The 15,080-nt window shown below is 70.6% G+C and carries 15 protein-coding genes; 9 read left to right on the top strand and 6 right to left on the bottom strand.

Annotation, left to right across the window (positions count from 1 at the left end):
* Window positions 1–139: 139 nt before the first annotated feature.
* The 6 genes from AB0M46_RS01135 to flgN form a co-directional block, all read right to left on the bottom strand.
* Complete coding sequence (locus AB0M46_RS01135) at window positions 140–1,747, bottom strand: methyl-accepting chemotaxis protein (RefSeq protein WP_363332148.1); 1,608 nt, start codon at window positions 1,745–1,747, stop codon at window positions 140–142.
* Window positions 1,748–1,852: 105 nt separating this feature from the next.
* Complete coding sequence (csrA, locus tag AB0M46_RS01130; RefSeq protein WP_363332147.1) at window positions 1,853–2,089, bottom strand: carbon storage regulator CsrA; 237 nt, start codon at window positions 2,087–2,089, stop codon at window positions 1,853–1,855.
* 100 nt (window positions 2,090–2,189) lie between these two features.
* Complete coding sequence (locus AB0M46_RS01125) at window positions 2,190–2,624, bottom strand: flagellar assembly protein FliW (RefSeq protein WP_363332146.1); 435 nt, start codon at window positions 2,622–2,624, stop codon at window positions 2,190–2,192.
* 62 nt (window positions 2,625–2,686) lie between these two features.
* A complete protein-coding gene (gene flgL / locus AB0M46_RS01120; protein ID WP_363332145.1) occupies window positions 2,687–3,577 on the bottom strand; it encodes a flagellar hook-associated protein FlgL in 891 nt (296 codons plus the stop codon).
* A 13-nt stretch (window positions 3,578–3,590) separates the two neighbouring features.
* Window positions 3,591–5,012 (bottom strand): flagellar hook-associated protein FlgK, encoded by a 1,422-nt coding sequence (gene flgK, locus AB0M46_RS01115; protein ID WP_363332144.1) that lies wholly within the window; start codon window positions 5,010–5,012, stop codon window positions 3,591–3,593.
* The gene (flgN, locus tag AB0M46_RS01110; RefSeq protein WP_363332143.1) at window positions 5,013–5,495 is read right to left on the bottom strand and encodes a flagellar export chaperone FlgN; all 483 of its coding nucleotides are present in this window, start codon (window positions 5,493–5,495) and stop codon (window positions 5,013–5,015) included.
* 153 nt (window positions 5,496–5,648) lie between these two features.
* Here flgN and AB0M46_RS01105 point away from each other — a divergent pair, with 153 nt between their 5' ends.
* The 9 genes from AB0M46_RS01105 (at window position 5,649) to AB0M46_RS01065 (ending at window position 15,062) form a co-directional block, all read left to right on the top strand.
* Window positions 5,649–6,518 carry a FliA/WhiG family RNA polymerase sigma factor gene (locus AB0M46_RS01105; protein WP_363332142.1) on the top strand — a complete coding sequence of 290 codons (870 nt, stop codon included), beginning with the start codon at window positions 5,649–5,651 and terminating at the stop codon, window positions 6,516–6,518.
* 170 nt (window positions 6,519–6,688) lie between these two features.
* Complete coding sequence (locus AB0M46_RS01100) at window positions 6,689–7,564, top strand: sigma-70 family RNA polymerase sigma factor (RefSeq protein ID WP_363332141.1); 876 nt, start codon at window positions 6,689–6,691, stop codon at window positions 7,562–7,564.
* Between the two features lie 106 nt (window positions 7,565–7,670).
* Window positions 7,671–8,540, top strand: a complete 870-nt coding sequence (locus tag AB0M46_RS01095) for a flagellin (protein WP_363332140.1) — start codon at window positions 7,671–7,673, stop codon at window positions 8,538–8,540.
* Between the two features lie 132 nt (window positions 8,541–8,672).
* Window positions 8,673–9,539, top strand: coding sequence for a flagellin (locus tag AB0M46_RS01090; protein WP_363332139.1), 867 nt, complete (start codon window positions 8,673–8,675; stop codon window positions 9,537–9,539).
* A gap of 227 nt (window positions 9,540–9,766) precedes the next feature.
* Window positions 9,767–10,627, top strand: a complete 861-nt coding sequence (locus AB0M46_RS01085; protein ID WP_363332138.1) for a flagellin — start codon at window positions 9,767–9,769, stop codon at window positions 10,625–10,627.
* Window positions 10,628–10,701: 74 nt separating this feature from the next.
* Entirely contained in the window at window positions 10,702–12,060 is a 1,359-nt protein-coding gene (fliD, locus tag AB0M46_RS01080; RefSeq protein WP_363332137.1) for a flagellar filament capping protein FliD, read from the top strand.
* A gap of 29 nt (window positions 12,061–12,089) precedes the next feature.
* Complete coding sequence (gene fliS / locus AB0M46_RS01075) at window positions 12,090–12,476, top strand: flagellar export chaperone FliS (RefSeq protein WP_363332136.1); 387 nt, start codon at window positions 12,090–12,092, stop codon at window positions 12,474–12,476.
* Window positions 12,473–12,823 (top strand): hypothetical protein, encoded by a 351-nt coding sequence (locus AB0M46_RS01070; protein WP_363332135.1) that lies wholly within the window; start codon window positions 12,473–12,475, stop codon window positions 12,821–12,823. The genes fliS and AB0M46_RS01070 overlap by 4 nt, the downstream gene beginning before the upstream one ends.
* Before the next feature lie 70 nt (window positions 12,824–12,893).
* Entirely contained in the window at window positions 12,894–15,062 is a 2,169-nt protein-coding gene (locus AB0M46_RS01065) for a glycosyltransferase family 2 protein (protein WP_363332134.1), read from the top strand.
* Window positions 15,063–15,080 lie beyond the last annotated feature (18 nt).

Raw genomic sequence — 15,080 nt, 5'->3', positions numbered from 1 at the left:
CGAGCAGCATGCCCAAATCGGAGGCAGAACGGTATCGACCGGACGAGCTGTCACTTCGGGCGGCACGGGAGGCGTCGCCGTACACCATGGGCTGCTGTCCGGCCTGCCGCGCGTGCGGCGCAGCTAGAAGCAGCTAGAACTAGAACCGGAAGCGGGTGACCAGGCCATGCATCTGCTCGGCCATGCCGGCGAGTTGCCTGGCCGCGGTGAGTGAGGTGCCGGCCTCCGCGGTGTTGCGCGAGGCGACGCCGGCGATGTCGGAGATGGTCGCGGCGATCTCGTTGGTCCGCACGGCCACGTCGCTCACCGTACGGCTGCTCTCCTGCGTCGTGGCGGTCTGCTCCTCCACGGCGCTGGCGATGGTGAGCTGGAAGTCGTTGATCCGCGCGATGACGGCGCCGATCTCGCTGATCGCGGCGATGGCCTGCTGGGCGTCGGCCTGGATCGCCTCGACCCGCCCGCCGATGTCCTCGGTGGCCTGGGCCGTCTCCTGGGCGAGCTCCTTCACCTCGCCGGCCACGACGGCGAAGCCCTTGCCGGCATCGCCCGCCCGGGCCGCCTCGATGGTGGCGTTGAGGGCCAGCAGGTTGGTCTGCCCGGCGATCGAGGCGATCACCTTGACCACGTTGCCGATCTCGACCGACGAGGCGCCGAGCCGGGACATCATCGCGTTGGTCTGCTCGGCCATGCTCACCGCGTCGCCGGCCACCCGCAGCGCCTCGTTGGCGTTGCGGGAGATCTCGGCGATCGAGCCGCCCATCTCCTCGCTCGCCGCGGCCAGAAGGTCCACGTTGTGCGAGACCCGGTTGGCCGCCCCGTTGGCCGCGTCGGCCCGGACGCTGGCCTGCTCGGCCGAGGCGGCGATGCGCTGCGAGGAGCCGGACAGCTCGTCGGCGGAGGAGGCCACGGTGCGGGCCGACCCCGCCAGCGACTGCACCGTGCCGCGCACGCTCTCGATGGCCCGGTTGAGGTCGCGGGCCATGCGCCCGACCTCGTCGGTGGAGTCGACGCCGGAGGTGCGCGAGAGGTCGCCCTCGGACATGGCACCCAGCACGCCGGAGACGTCGCGCAGGGGCACGATGATGCCGCGGGCCACCAGCACGCTGATCGCCACCGTGAGCAGCAGGCCGGCCGCGCAGGCCAGGGAGAGCTTGGTGATCGCGCGGTTGCGCTCGGTGTCGACCGCGACGGCGGCGGCCTTGGCCAGCACCGCGAGCGCGTCGCCCACCGCGGGGAGCTTCTCCTCGACGTCCTTGAACGCGGTCTGGAAGGCGGCGTAGGCGGGCGGGTTGGCGTTGCCGCCGATCGCCGCGGTCACGGTCTGGGCGGCGAGGTCGAGGTACTTGTCGATGAAGGGCTTGACCCTCTCGGCGGCGGTGCGCACGGTCGGGTCCATGCCGGCCCCGGTGAACAGGACCATTGCGTCGGTGAGGACCTTGCCGTGGCCGGCCAGGTCGCCCCGCGTCCCGGTGGCCTCGGTGCCCCCGGCGGCGGCCGCGCCGCGGGAAGCCGCGAGCAGGATGCGCAGCACGTCGGCGCGGACCGCGTCGTGGGCCATGTCGGCCTCGAGCGTGGTCCGGGTCAGCCGGTTGAGGTCCTGCAGCTGGTGCGCCCGGTCGCCGTCGGCGTTCAGCGCGCGGACCCCGACCATGACCAGCACGGCGACGGTGAGCACCGCAACGACGATGATCGCGCCGAGTTTGGTGGCAATCGGCCGGTTTCGCGACCATCTACGCAGAGCGGTCATGGCGGGCCCTTCTCGAGGCGTTCCGCCCGGCCTATCGGCAATGACGGTCACACCCTGAGAAGTCGGGATTGCCATGCGTTGCCCCGCCGGCGGCGGGCGAAACGCCTATTTGCTCTCGGTGCGCAGCATGCGGCTGAGCGCCCGCACGGCGACGTCGCTGGGCGACGCGGCCTCGCGGTTGGCCTTCTGCAGCTCGCGGTACACCTCTTCGCGGTGCACCTGGATGCTGCGCGGTGCCTTGATGCCCAGCCGCACCACGTCACCACGCACGTCGAGCACGGTGATGACGACGTCGTCGCCGACCATCACGCTTTCACCGGGACGTCGGGTCAGGACGAGCACGAGCCGCTCCTTCGCTGGGCGATAGGCGAACAGTACCCGATTTGTCGGCTACGCCGGGCGGGAAAGGATGAGCGCAGACCCGTTCAGGCGACCAGGCTGCTCAGGAGTTGCCGGTTGCGACCAACAGCTTCTGACGGACGGGGAGGCCGCTGCGGCTCAGGACGAGCTGGACCGCGCGACGGCTGCGCTGGTCCAGCACGATCGGGGCCATGAGGTTGGCCGTGGCGTCCTCGGCGCCGCGCTCCCCAGCGGTGACCACCAGCAGCACGAGCAGGTCGGCCTGATCGCTAACACTCAGCGTGGCCAGCGTCTCGTCGTCGATCTCGGCCTCGTAGTCGGGGAAGAACTGCGCCGGCGGTACCACGAGGAAGCGCAGCCCCGCCGAGTCGACCGAGGTCAGCGCGTAGAGCACGCCGGCATCGTCGAGGCGGACGAGCACGAAGCGCCGGTCGTCGGGGAAGCCCGGCATCGGCGACACGAAGTCGATCACCGGCAGTGTGGTCGTCTCCGGGGTGCCAACGGTCGCGGCGCTCATAGATTCCTCACGATGACGTTTGTGGTACGGCGAACCGCCCGTTGCGGGCCGGCGGGCCGGCCCTACCGCAGGAAGTCCACCAGGGACGGCTGGACGACCTTGGCGGTCGCGGCCAGGGCGGCCTGGTACGCGGTCTGCTGCAGGGACAGCTCGGTGATGGTCTTGGGCAGGTCAATGTCCTCGACGTCGGACAACTGGGCCCGCACGTCGATGACCCGGTTGTTCGCGGCCTGCTGCATCTGCGAAACCTGATTATATCGGGATCCAACCCCCGAAAGCGCCGTCTGCACCCGTTTCTGCGCCGTGTCGATGTCGGCGAGGTCGGTCTTGAGCGCGCCGGGGTTGTTGCGCAGGTCGTCGGCGACCCGCTGCAGGAGGTGGAAGACGTTGTTGTTGCCGCTGCCGAAGACGGAGTCGGCGTTGGTGTCCACGCGCACCGAGGCGTTGGACCCGACGGTGCGGTTCACGGCGCCCTGGTCGCCCCGGTAGTCGCCGTTGGTGTCGTAGGCGACGCCCTTCTCGGTCGTGCCGCCGAAGACGGGCCGGTCCAGGTACGTGGTGTTGGCCAGGTCCAGCATCGCGCCCCGCAGGTTCTCGACCTCCAGGGCGATGGCCTCGCGGGCCTCGGGGCTGCCCGCGGTACCGCTGGAAAGCCCCGCCAGCACCCGCTCCCGCGCCTGGTTCAGCTGGGTCGAGGCACTGGTCAGCGCGGTGTCGGCCATGTTCAGCCAGCCCATCCCGTCGTCGGCGTTGCGCGAGTACTGGTTCAGCGTCGCCATGTCGCTGCGGTGCTGCATGGCCACGACGGCGCCGCCGGGCGAGTCCGAGGGCTTGGTGAGCATCTTGCCGCTGGACAACTGGTTCTGCAGGTTCTGGTTGCGCTGCAGGTTGACCTGCAGGTTGGCCAGCGTGTTGGTGGCCATCGAGCGTTCGGTGACGCGGAAGCCGGGCATCCTTTCCCTCCCCCTACCTCTTCATGTTGATCAGCGTGTCCAGGGTGCTGTCCACAGTGGAGATCACCTTGGCCGCGGCCTCGTACGCGCGCTGGAACATCAGCATGTTCGTCATCTCCTCGTCGAGGCTGACGCCCGACTCGGCCTGCTCGTCGGCGGTGACGTCGTCGGAGATGACCTGCTGCGCGTCGGCGCGGCGGTTGACCGTCTGCGCCTGGATGCCGACGTCGACCACGAAGTTGCGGTACTGCGTGCCCGCCCCTTGCGGGTCCTTGGCCACCACGTCCGCCATGGCGTTGGCGTTGTCGCCCTGGTACGGCGTGCTGGCCGTGCTCGACGCGGCGATCTTCGTCGGGTCGGAGATGGCGACCGCGATGTCCTTGGCGTTGGTGCCGCTGAAGAACGCCCCGCCCGGCTGCGGCGTCGGCGTGGTGGAGGGCGGGGTCGTGGTGATGTCCCAGCCCTGGGCGTGCTGGGTGTTCACCGTCTGGATGAGCAGCCCCGCCACCCGGTCCAGGCCGGCCACCGTGGCCGGGATCGTCTGGGTGAGCGCCTCCAGGCGCGAGGCGATCTTGCCGCTGCTGATCTCGGCCGGCTGGTTGTTGTTCGGGTTGTTGTCGTTGTCGGCGAACTGCACCCGCACCGGGTTGACCGCGCGCCCGTCGACGGTGGTCGAGCCGACCGCCTCGATCGGCCGCGCGAAGCTGCCCTGCACGAGCAGGTTGCCGCCCAGCGCCACGTCGACGGTGCCGTCGGTCTTCAGCCGGCCGGTCGCCCCGGTCAGCTCGGACAGCTGCAGCACGAGCTGGTCGCGGCGGTCGGCCAGCTCGTTGGTGGGCATGCCGCCGGCCTTGGCCAGGGCGATGCGGGCGTTGAGGTCGGCGACCCCGCTGGCGGTCTGGTTGACCACGTTGACGTCGGCGTCGAGCTGCTCGCGGGTGGCGCCGAAGAACGCATCGAGGTTCTGCCGGTTGGTCTGCAGGGTGGCGGCCACCGTGCTCCCGCGGGACAGCAACTGGGTGCGGGCCGAGACGTCGCCGGGCCGGTTCGCCACGTCGGACCAGGCGTTCCAGTAGTCCGACAGCTGGGCCTGCAGGCCGGTGTCGCTGGGCTCGCCGAGGGTCTGCTCGACGGTGGCGAAGACGGTGCTCTGCGCCTGGAGATACTCGTTCGTGCCGTGCTCGGTGCGGGTGCGCGCGGCCGTGAACTCGTTGTGCAGGCGCGTGGTGTCGGTGACGCGCACCCCGTCGCCGACGCCCCGGCTGGTCGACCAGCGCGCGGGGGTGCTGATCGCCTCGGCCGGCGAGAGCTCGACGCGCTGGCGGGAGTACCCGACGGTGTTCGCGTTGGCGATGTTCTGCCCGGTGAGGTCCAAGGCCCGGCGCTGCGCGTAGAGGGCCGACAGTGCCGAGTTCAGGCTGGAGAAGGTGCTCATCTACATCGCCTCGTCAATCAGCCGCGTGCGCGGCGCGGTCGCGACCGTCTCGCCCCTGCGCCCATAGGTCTCGACCGACCCGGCGATCGAGAGCATGGTCTCGCGGGCGGCGCGGGCACCGGCGGTCAGCAGGTCGCGGTTGGCCTCGGCCATCGCGCTGACCTCGGCGGTGACCGTCAGGAACGCCTGGCGGTGCTGGGTGAGCAGGTCCCCCCACGGCGGCGGGGCGGCCTCGGCGAGCCGGCTCAGGCTGGGGTTGGGACCGACCCCGAGCTCGACCGCGATCGCCTCAACCTCGGCGGCCCGCACGACCTCGGTGCGCCGGATCTCCTCCAGCACCACCTCGACCTCGCGCGTGGCATGTGCCAGCCACCGGGTCCGCCCCGAGGCCAGCACGAGCTGCTCCTCTTCGAGCTTGAACAGCAACAGCTCGAGCATCTCGCGCTCCCGCCACAGGATGCTCGCGAGATCCGCCAACGCCATCCGTTCCCGCCTTTCCGCCGGTTCTCGCCCCGATACTTCGGCACTTCGATGCGCCGGTTGAGCACAACCGGTCTGCAACTTTGCGTCACCCGGCCCCGCACCCGCGGCTCCCGAGATTGGTTCTCGACCAACTCCTGCCACGAAGAGGTTGCCGTGACCACGACCATCGCCGCCGCCGAAGCGCCGACCACCCTGACCGCCGTGGAGCTCGACGCGCTGGTGCGCTCGCACCTCCCCCTCGTCGGCCACCTGGTCCGCGAGATGCTGGGCCGCCTGCCGGCCCACGTCTCCCGCGAGGACCTCATCTCGGCAGGCATGGCCGCGCTGGCCGGCGCCGGCCGCTCCTTCGACCCGAGCCGCGGCATCCCCTTCGGCAGCTTCGCCACCAGCCGCATCCGCGGCGCCCTGCTCGACGAGCTGCGCGGCCTGGACTGGGCCAGCCGCTCGGTGCGCGCCCGGGCCCGCAAGGTCGAGACCGTGCAGCAGGAGCTGACGGCGCGCCTCGGCCGCACCCCGACCCAGCGGGAACTGGCCGAGGCCATGGGCGTGGCCGTCGAGGAGCTCAAGAACATCGACGAGGACGTGCAGCGCGCCGTGGTCCTGTCGCTGCAGGGCTTCACCGCGGGCTCCGCCGAGGAGCTGGTCCCCGAGCGGACCGCCGGCCCGGAGGACCTGATCCTGCACCGGGAGCGCATCGGGTACCTCCACCAGGCCATCAACGCCCTGCCGGAGCGCCTTCGCCGGGTCGTCACCGCGTACTTCTTCGACGAGCGCCCGATGAACGACATCGCCGCCGAGCTCGGCGTCACCGAGTCGCGCATCAGCCAGCTGCGCGCCGAGGCCCTGGTGCTGCTGCGCGACGGCCTGAACAACCACCTCGACCCGGAGCTGCTGGCCGGCCCGGCCGGCAACGGCTGCGTGGCCCGCCGCCGGGAGGCGTACTACGCGCAGATCGCCGCCCAGGGCAACCTGAGCGCGCGCCTCGCCGTCACGACCCCGATGGGCATGCCCAAGGCCGCCTGACGGATCAACGCCCGCGGCACGGAAGCCGCCCCACCCCGGATCAGGGTTGCCGAGAGCAACCGGTTAGCAACCAAGTGCGACCCTTCGTGTACCCAACGTGACAGACGCTGGATCTTGCCGGGCCGGACGGGCCCCCACGAAGACCCACTCACTGCCACGAAGAGGTTGCCGTGACCAGCACCGCGATCCGCACCGAACACCCCACAGCCGCCGAGCGCGACGAGCTCGTCCGCAGCCACCTGCCGCTCGTCGGGCACCTCGTCCGCGAGATGCTCGGCCGGCTGCCCGCGCACGTCTCGCGCGAGGATCTCGTCTCGGCCGGCATGGCCGCGCTCGCGGGGTCCGCGCGCTCGTTCGATCCCGGGCGCGGCATCCCGTTCGGCAGCTTCGCGAGCGCGCGCATCCGCGGGGCGCTGCTGGACGAGCTGCGCGGCCTGGACTGGGCCAGCCGCTCGGTGCGCACCCGCGCGCGCAAGGCCGAGACCACCCAGCAGGAGCTCACCGCGCGGCTCGGGCGCACGCCCACGCAAGCCGAGGTGGCCGAGGCGCTCGGGGTGGCCGTCGAGGAGTTGGAGAGCCTCGACGGCGACGTGCAGCGCGCGGTCGTGCTGTCGCTGCAGGGATTCGCCGTCGGCTCGGCCGAGGACATGGTCCCCGAGCGGGCCGCCGGTCCGGAGGAGCTGATCCTGCATCGGGAGCGCATCGGGTACCTCCACCACGCCGTCAACGCCCTGCCCGACCGCCTTCGCCGGGTCGTCACCGGGTACTTCTTCGACGAGCGCCCGATGCACGACATCGCCGCGGAGCTCGGCGTCACCGAGTCGCGCATCAGCCAGCTGCGCGCCGAGGCCCTGGTGCTGCTGCGCGACGGGCTCAACAACCACCTCGACCCCCACCTCGCCGCGGTCCGCGAGCGCGCCGACGGCTGCGTCGCCCGCCGGCGGGAGGCCTACTACGCCCAGATCGCCGCCCAGGGTGGACTCGGCGACCGCCTGGCCCTGACCAGCCGCCTGGGCATGCCAAAAATGCCTGGTCAGAGCTACTGAGAACTAGAGCACAACGGCTAAGCCGCGACGGCGCGGCGCCGATGAGAACACCGAGCGGGCCAAGGACGGCTCGCGGGGTTCGACCCGCATTCACGGAGGAGTCACCATGGGTCTTCGCATCAACAACAACATCGCCGCGCAGAACGCCTACCGCAACCTGTCGGTCACCGACACCCAGATGAGCAAGTCGCTGGAGAAACTCTCCTCCGGCTACCGGATCAACCGCGCCGCCGACGACGCGGCCGGCCTCTCCATCTCCGAGGGCCTGCGCTCGCAGATCGGCGGCCTCAAGGTCGCGGTCCGCAACGCCCAGGACGGCATTTCGGTCGTGCAGACCGCTGAAGGTGCTCTTACCGAGACGCACTCGATCCTGCAGCGCATGCGCGACCTGTCCGTGCAGGCCTCCTCGTCCGGTTCGCAGGACACCGACGCCCGCACCGCCGCCCAGACCGAGTTCACCCAGCTCAACGCGGAGCTCGACCGCATCGCCTCGACGACCTCCTTCGGCGGCCAGAAGCTGCTCGGCGTCGGCATGACCGGCGGCTCGGCCTACCAGGGCACCTTCCAGGTGGGCGCCAACACGTCCACGGCCGACCAGATCGCGGTGGACCTGGGCGCCTCGGCGTTCGGCGCCGTCACCGCCGTGACCGGGTTCGACTCGACCGGCCTGGGCGTGGCCTCGGCCGACCTGGTCACGGGCGCGGCCTCGGCCATCGACGCCATCGACACCGCCATCAAGGGCATCTCGACCGCCCGGGCCACGCTCGGTGCGTACCAGAACCGTTTCGAGCACACCATCAACAACCTCAACGTCGCCGTCGAGAACCTCTCCGCGTCCGAGTCGCGCATCCGCGACACCGACATGGCCCAGGAAATGGTGTCGTTCACCCGCTCGCAGATCCTGACCCAGGCCGGCACCAGCATGCTCGCCCAGGCCAACCAGGCACCACAGAACGTCCTGTCGCTGCTGCGCTAAATCGGAGCCGACATGTAAGAGCCTGACCAGGAAATTTCCGGCGCAAACCCTTCAGCGGCAAGGGCAAGTGCCGATCTGGAGAGCGACCGGACCACGGATGGACCGGCATGACCCGACTCAAGGAGGAAGATCGTGGGTCTTCGCATTAACAACAACATCGCTGCCCAGAACGCTTACCGGAACCTGTCGGTGACGGACAGCCAGATGGGCAAGTCGCTGGAGAAGCTGTCGTCGGGTTACCGGATCAACCGGGCGGCCGACGACGCCGCAGGCCTCTCCGTCAGCGAGGGTCTCCGGTCCCAGATCGGCGGCCTGAAGGTCGCGGTCCGCAACGCTCAGGACGGCATCTCGGTCGTGCAGACCGCTGAAGGTGCGCTCACCGAGACGCACTCGATCCTGCAGCGCATGCGCGACCTGTCCGTTCAGGCTTCGTCGTCCGGTTCCCAGGACTCCGATGCACGGGCGGCGGCGCAGACCGAGTTCACGCAGCTCAACGCGGAGCTCGACCGCATCGCCTCCACCACTTCCTTCGGCGGGCAGAAGCTGCTCTCGGTCAGCGGTGGAAGTGGGGCCTACCAGGGCACGTTCCAGGTGGGTGCGAACACCTCTTCGGCGGACCAGATCGCGGTCGACCTGAGCGCCTCGGCGTTCGGCGCGGTGACCGCGGTGAGCGGCTTCGACTCGACCGGTCTCGGCGTCGCGACGCTGGACCTGGTGTCGGGTGCGGCCTCGGCCATCGACGCGATCGACACCGCCATCAAGGGGATCAGCACCGCCCGGGCCACCCTGGGTGCTTACCAGAACCGGTTCGAACACACCATCAACAACCTCAACGTCGCGGTCGAGAACCTTTCGGCCTCGGAGTCGCGGATCCGTGACACCGACATGGCGCAGGAGATGGTGTCGTTCACCCGCTCGCAGATCCTGACCCAGGCCGGCACGAGCATGCTGGCCCAGGCCAACCAGGCGCCGCAGAACGTCCTCTCGCTGCTGCGCTAGGACTGACGGGCCTGACCTCGAGGACACGACAGGGCACGGCATCCAGCCAGGACGCCGTGCCCTGCCACAATTCCCCGGTCCCTCTCCCCCGGTCCCTCTCCCCCACCCCATATCCGGAAAAATGCGGCCTTCGTCCTCAACCGGTGCCTGCGCGGACCGATTGGACCGGAGAAGACGCGCTCGAGGCCACGGACGGCCGGACCCTGGACGACTCGAGGAGGAAGGCCGTGGGTCTTCGGATCAACAACAACATCGCCGCGCAGAACGCTTATCGCAACCTGTCGGTCACCGACGCCCAGATGGGCAAGTCGCTGGAGAAGCTGTCCTCGGGCTACCGGATCAACCGCGCCGCCGACGACGCGGCCGGCCTGTCCATCTCCGAGGGCCTGCGCTCACAGATCGGCGGCCTCAAGGTCGCGGTCCGCAACGCCCAGGACGGCATCTCGGTCGTGCAGACCGCTGAAGGCGCGCTCACCGAGACGCACTCGATCCTGCAGCGCATGCGCGACCTGTCGGTCCAGGCGGCCTCGACCGGTTCCCAGGACTCCGACGCCCGCGACGCGGCGCAGACCGAGTTCGTCCAGCTCGGCGCCGAGCTGGACCGGATCGCCACGACGACGCAGTTCGGCGGGCAGAAGCTGCTGGACACGTCGAGCTCGCCGTTCATCGGGACCTTCCAGGTGGGCGCCAACACGTCCGCGGCCGACCAGATCGTGGTCAGCCTGGACAACACGGCGTTCGGCAACATCACCGCGGTGACGGGGTTCGACTCGACCGGCCTCGGCGTCGGGTCGCTGGACCTCGTGACCGGGGCGGCGTCGGCGATCGACGCCATCGACACCGCCATCAAGGGGGTGTCCACCGCCCGGGCGTCGCTCGGTGCGTACCAGAACCGTTTCGAGCACACCATCAACAACCTCAACGTCGCCGTCGAGAACCTTTCGGCCTCGGAGTCGCGCATCCGTGACACCGACATGGCCCAGGAGATGGTGTCGTTCACCCGCTCGCAGATCCTGACCCAGGCCGGCACCAGCATGCTCGCCCAGGCCAACCAGGCACCGCAGAACGTGCTGACGCTGCTGCGGTAACCCGTAACCGGATGGGGAGGGAGGCCCGGTCTTCCTCCCCATCCTCAAGAAGACCCCGAAGAAGGAGGTCCGGCATGGTTGGCGGAAGCGTCGACGGCCTGGTCTCGGGCATGCAGACCTCGTCCGTCATCGCGGCGCTGATGCAGGTCGAGGCCGCGCCCCAGACCGCGCTCAAGGCCAAGGTCAGCACCCAGCAGAAGGTCATCTCGTCGTACCAGACGATCAACACGAAGATGGGTGCGCTGCTGACCGCGGCCAAGGCGCTGGCGGACCCCCTCGCCTTCAAGGGGGCCACCGCGACGTCCAGCTCCGACGCCGTGCTGGCCACCACCAGCACCACCGGCGGCAACATGGCCGGCTCGGTCACCTTCAAGGTGAACAAGCTCGCCGCCGCCGAGTCGCACATCTTCACCGGCGGCCACGTGAGCGCCACCAGCGACAACATCACCAGCGCCGACCAGCTGACCGTCACGCTCGCGGACGGCACCCTCAAGTCCCTGGACATCAGCGCCGACCACTCGCTCAAGGGCGTCGTCGACGCGATCAACAACTCCTCGGACATCGGCGTCAGGGCCTCCGCGATCCAGCTCAAGCCCGGGCAGTACACGCTCCAGCTCACCTCAAAGACGACGGGCGAGGCCTCGACGTTCACCGTCGGGGGCATCGACGGCCTGGGCGCCGACGTCGTCTCGACGGCCGGCAGCGACGCTCAGCTCACCCTCGGCGACGCGGACCCCCCGATCACGGTCACCTCCTCCACCAACACGTTCACCGGGCTCATGGACGGCCTGACGATCACGGCCAAGAAGGTGCAGTCGGCCGCCGACGCCCCGGTCACGGTCGGCGTCACGGCCGACACCGACGGCATCGCCGGCAAGGTGCAGGCGATGATCGACGCGGCCAACGCGGCGCTGACGGAGCTCGGCAACCAGACGAAGAACTCCAGCGGCGACGTGCCCGGCGGCGTGCTGGCCGGCAACTCCTCGATGCAGCTGCTGGCCAGCCAGATCATCCAGACCGTCTCCGGCGGCGCCGGCGACCTGGGCAGCCTCAAGTCGGTCGGCATCGAGCTGACCCGCGACGGGCGGCTGTCGTTCGACAAGACGAAGTTCACCGACGCGCTCAACGCGGATCCGGTGAAGACGCAGTCGTACTTCGTCGGCACCGGCGCCAACGCGGGCAACGGCCTGGCCGACAAGATGGTCGCGATGTCCACCAAGGCGACCCAGTCCAACACGGGCACCCTGGCGCAGCTGATCACCAGCGGCAACTCCAGGATCAAGGACCTCAACAACAACATCAGCAACTGGGACGTGCGCCTGGCCGCCCGCCAGCAGACGCTGCAGCGGCAGTTCACCGCCATGGAGACGGCGCTGGGCTCGCTGAAGAACCAGTCCAGCTGGCTGGCCGGCCAGCTCTCGTCGCTGGGTTAAAACCTCTCCCTCACGGTCCTGGAGCCTGAATGACGACACAAGCGCTGCGCAACCGGTACGTCAGCGACAGCGTCTCGACCGCGCCCCCGGCGCAGCTGCTGGTGATGCTGTACGACCGGCTGGTCCTCGACCTGATGATCGCCGGGCAGGCCTACGAGTCGGGCGACCGGGACACGGGTTCGAGCCGGGTGTACCACGCGCAGGAGATCCTGATGGAGCTGCGCGCGACGCTGGACACCTCGGCGTGGAGCGGCGGCCCCGGCCTCGCGTCGCTGTACAGCTACATGATCAACGAGCTGGTGCAGTCGAACGTGTCCGGCGACCGGGCGCGGATCGAGACCGTGCAGGGCTTCGCCGAGCAGCTGCGCGACGCGTGGCGGGAGGCGGCCGCGCAGGTGGCCGCGAGCGGGTCATGACCGAGCCCGGCCGGACCGGCCACCCCGGCGAGTGGACCGAGGCCTGGGCGGCGGCGCTGGAGGCGATGGAGCTCGAGGCCGACGCGGTCGAGGAGATGCTGCACCACCGGGACACGCTGCAGCGGACGTCGGATCACGCGCTGTTCGCCCCGCCGGTGGGGATCGGGCCGCTGCCGCTGGAGCTGACCGAGCGGGCCCGCCGGCTGGTGCAGCGGCAGCTCGACCTGTCCCGGGAGCTCTCCATCGCCATCGCCGGCAACCGGCAGCAGGCCCGCCTGGTCTCCCGCCTCCAGCGGGAAGGCCCGGGGGGCCAGCCGCCCCCGGTGTTCGTGGACAACCGGGCCTGACCGAGCTCGGGACGTACAACGGCAACCAGAAAACCCTTGTGCAGCACCCGAAGTTGCCGATCTGGGCAGCATGAGCCACATCCCGGTGTCCGTCATCGTCGCGGCCGGGGGCAGCCCCGACGACTTCCACGCGTGCCTCGAGTCGCTCCGGCCGACGCTGGGCATGCGCGACGAGGTCGTCTGCGTCATGCCCGCCGACCGCCCCGAACTGCGCGCCGAGCTGCGCGGGCAGGACTGGCTGCGGGTGATCGAGGGGACCGGCGACGTGCCGTGGGCCGACGGCGTGGCCGCCACCCGGCACCCCGTCGTCGTGCTGGTCGACGGCGACGTCGTGCTGTCCGCGCACTGGCTGGACCCGGTGCTGGAGGCCTTCGGCGACCCGGCGGTGGTCGCGGCCGGCCCGCGCTGCCAGCACAGCTACGGCCCGCAGCAGACCGACCTGCCCGACGCGGCGATGACCAGCCCGGCCGCGTTCAAGGCCTACGCCCGCGAGTGGCGCCAGGCGCACCGCGGCGAGATGACCGACGTGGACCGCCTCGGGCCGGTGTGCGTGGCGATCCGCCGCGACGCGCTGGCCATCGCCGGCGGGGCGACGCCGGACCTGCCGTACACGGAGCTGGCCGAGCAGGGCCGGATCGTCATCGCGCAGGCTTCGCTGGTGGCCCACGTGGCCTCGCCGGCCTGCGGGCTGCGCCTGCCCGACCCGCCGGCCGACGCGCCGCTGCTGTCCGCGAGCCTCATCGTCAAGGACGAGGAGGACGTGCTGGCCCGCTGCCTGACCGCGCTGCGCGACCTCGCCGACGAGATCGTCGTCTACGACACGGGATCGAGCGACCGCACGGTCGAGATCGCCCGCGAGCACGGCGCCACGGTGATCGAGGGCTTCTGGAACGACCACTTCGGCGACGCCCGGATGCGCGGCCTGGCCCACTGCCGGGGCCGCTGGGCGCTGTGGGTCGACGCCGACGAGGTGTTCGCCGGGGACGCGCGGACGGTGCGGGAGGCGATGCGGTACAGCGAACGCAGCTCCTTCTTCGTCACCATCGACAACCACGAGGGCCACGAGGGCCGCTCCGGCTCGAGCACCATCTACTACCCGAGGCTCTTCCGCCGCGCCCGCACCGGCATCTACGGCCGCCTGCACGAGCAGGTGATCGACCGGGTCACCGGCCGCCCGCTGCCCCACGAGATGCTCCCCGACATGGTCCTCGACCACTCCGGCTACACCCCGCTGCGCGGCGTGATCAAGAACAAGGCGGCCCGCAACCTGCGCCTGGCCACCCTCGCCGCCGACGACCTCAACGGCCTCAACGCCGTGGGCAACCTAGCCCGCTCGCAGCTCAGCTCGCGCCACTACGACGACGCCATCGCGACCGCCAAGCGCGGGCTGGCCGAGGCCACCGAGCGGATGCAGAAGGTCCTCTTCCTGAAGGTGCTGACCGACGCGTACATCACCCAGAACCGCCTCGACGAGGCCAACGCCGCGATCGAGGAGCTGCGCGACACGGCCACCACCGAGTTCACGGTCGGCGAACACGAGATCAAGCTGCGCTTCGCCGAGGGCGACTACGAGCGCGCCCTGGAGATCATCGCCGGCCTGCCCGAGTCCGGGACCAACGACCTGCTGTACGGCGTCGGTCACGGCCGCTTCGCCAACGTCGAGATCGAGGCCCTGAGCCGCCTGGACCGCCTGCACGAGGCCGCCGAGGTGCTGCGCGACGCCTTGCGCGACGGCCGCGTGCCGATCCCGGTGGCCCGCATGGCCCAGGTCCTCGGCGCCGCCGGCGGCTCCCTCGCCGAGGTCGCCGAGCTGCTGCCCCGCGAGAGCGTGCGCGGCCTGCTGTTCAGCATCGCCGAGGCGCCCCCGGAGGCGGCGGACGAGCTGCTGGAGGCGCTGTGGCGGCGGTACCCCGCGGAGCCCACCGTGCTGACCCTGGCCGCCCGGGTCGGCCGCCAGGTCCCGCTGATCCGCGCCATGGAGTGGTCGGCCCGCCTGCGCCAGCACGGCTTCCCGGGCCGCTGCACGCTGCTCGCCCTGTCGCGGGACGTCGGCCGCACCTCGCGCGAGCGCACCCTGGCCGCCGCGATCGCCCTGGAGATGTTCCACGACGAGGCCGCCCTGCCGCTGCTCAACGACGCGCTGGCGGACGTCCCGGACGAGCAGGGCGCCGCCGTGCTGGACGAGATCCGCATCCTGGCCCCGCGGGTGTCGGCCAGCATCGAGCTGGCCGACGCCTGACACGCCGTACGCCCGGCG

The organism is Dactylosporangium sp. NPDC051485, from assembly GCF_040682015.1.
Classification (GTDB): domain Bacteria; phylum Actinomycetota; class Actinomycetes; order Mycobacteriales; family Micromonosporaceae; genus Dactylosporangium.
The sequence above is the reverse complement of the archived record's forward strand: the minus strand, read 5'-3'. Positions and strand labels throughout refer to the sequence as shown.

Coding starts and splice junctions, on each gene's coding strand:
- flgL (WP_363332145.1), bottom strand. CDS start 3,577: ATGCCCGGCTTCCGCGTCACCGAACGCTCGATGGCCACCAACACGCTG.
- AB0M46_RS01125 (WP_363332146.1), bottom strand. CDS start 2,624: ATGAGCGCCGCGACCGTTGGCACCCCGGAGACGACCACACTGCCGGTG.
- AB0M46_RS01065 (WP_363332134.1), top strand. CDS start 12,894: ATGAGCCACATCCCGGTGTCCGTCATCGTCGCGGCCGGGGGCAGCCCC.
- AB0M46_RS01095 (WP_363332140.1), top strand. CDS start 7,671: ATGGGTCTTCGCATCAACAACAACATCGCCGCGCAGAACGCCTACCGC.
- flgN (WP_363332143.1), bottom strand. CDS start 5,495: ATGGCGTTGGCGGATCTCGCGAGCATCCTGTGGCGGGAGCGCGAGATG.
- fliD (WP_363332137.1), top strand. CDS start 10,702: ATGGTTGGCGGAAGCGTCGACGGCCTGGTCTCGGGCATGCAGACCTCG.
- AB0M46_RS01070 (WP_363332135.1), top strand. CDS start 12,473: ATGACCGAGCCCGGCCGGACCGGCCACCCCGGCGAGTGGACCGAGGCC.
- fliS (WP_363332136.1), top strand. CDS start 12,090: ATGACGACACAAGCGCTGCGCAACCGGTACGTCAGCGACAGCGTCTCG.
- AB0M46_RS01135 (WP_363332148.1), bottom strand. CDS start 1,747: ATGACCGCTCTGCGTAGATGGTCGCGAAACCGGCCGATTGCCACCAAA.
- flgK (WP_363332144.1), bottom strand. CDS start 5,012: ATGAGCACCTTCTCCAGCCTGAACTCGGCACTGTCGGCCCTCTACGCG.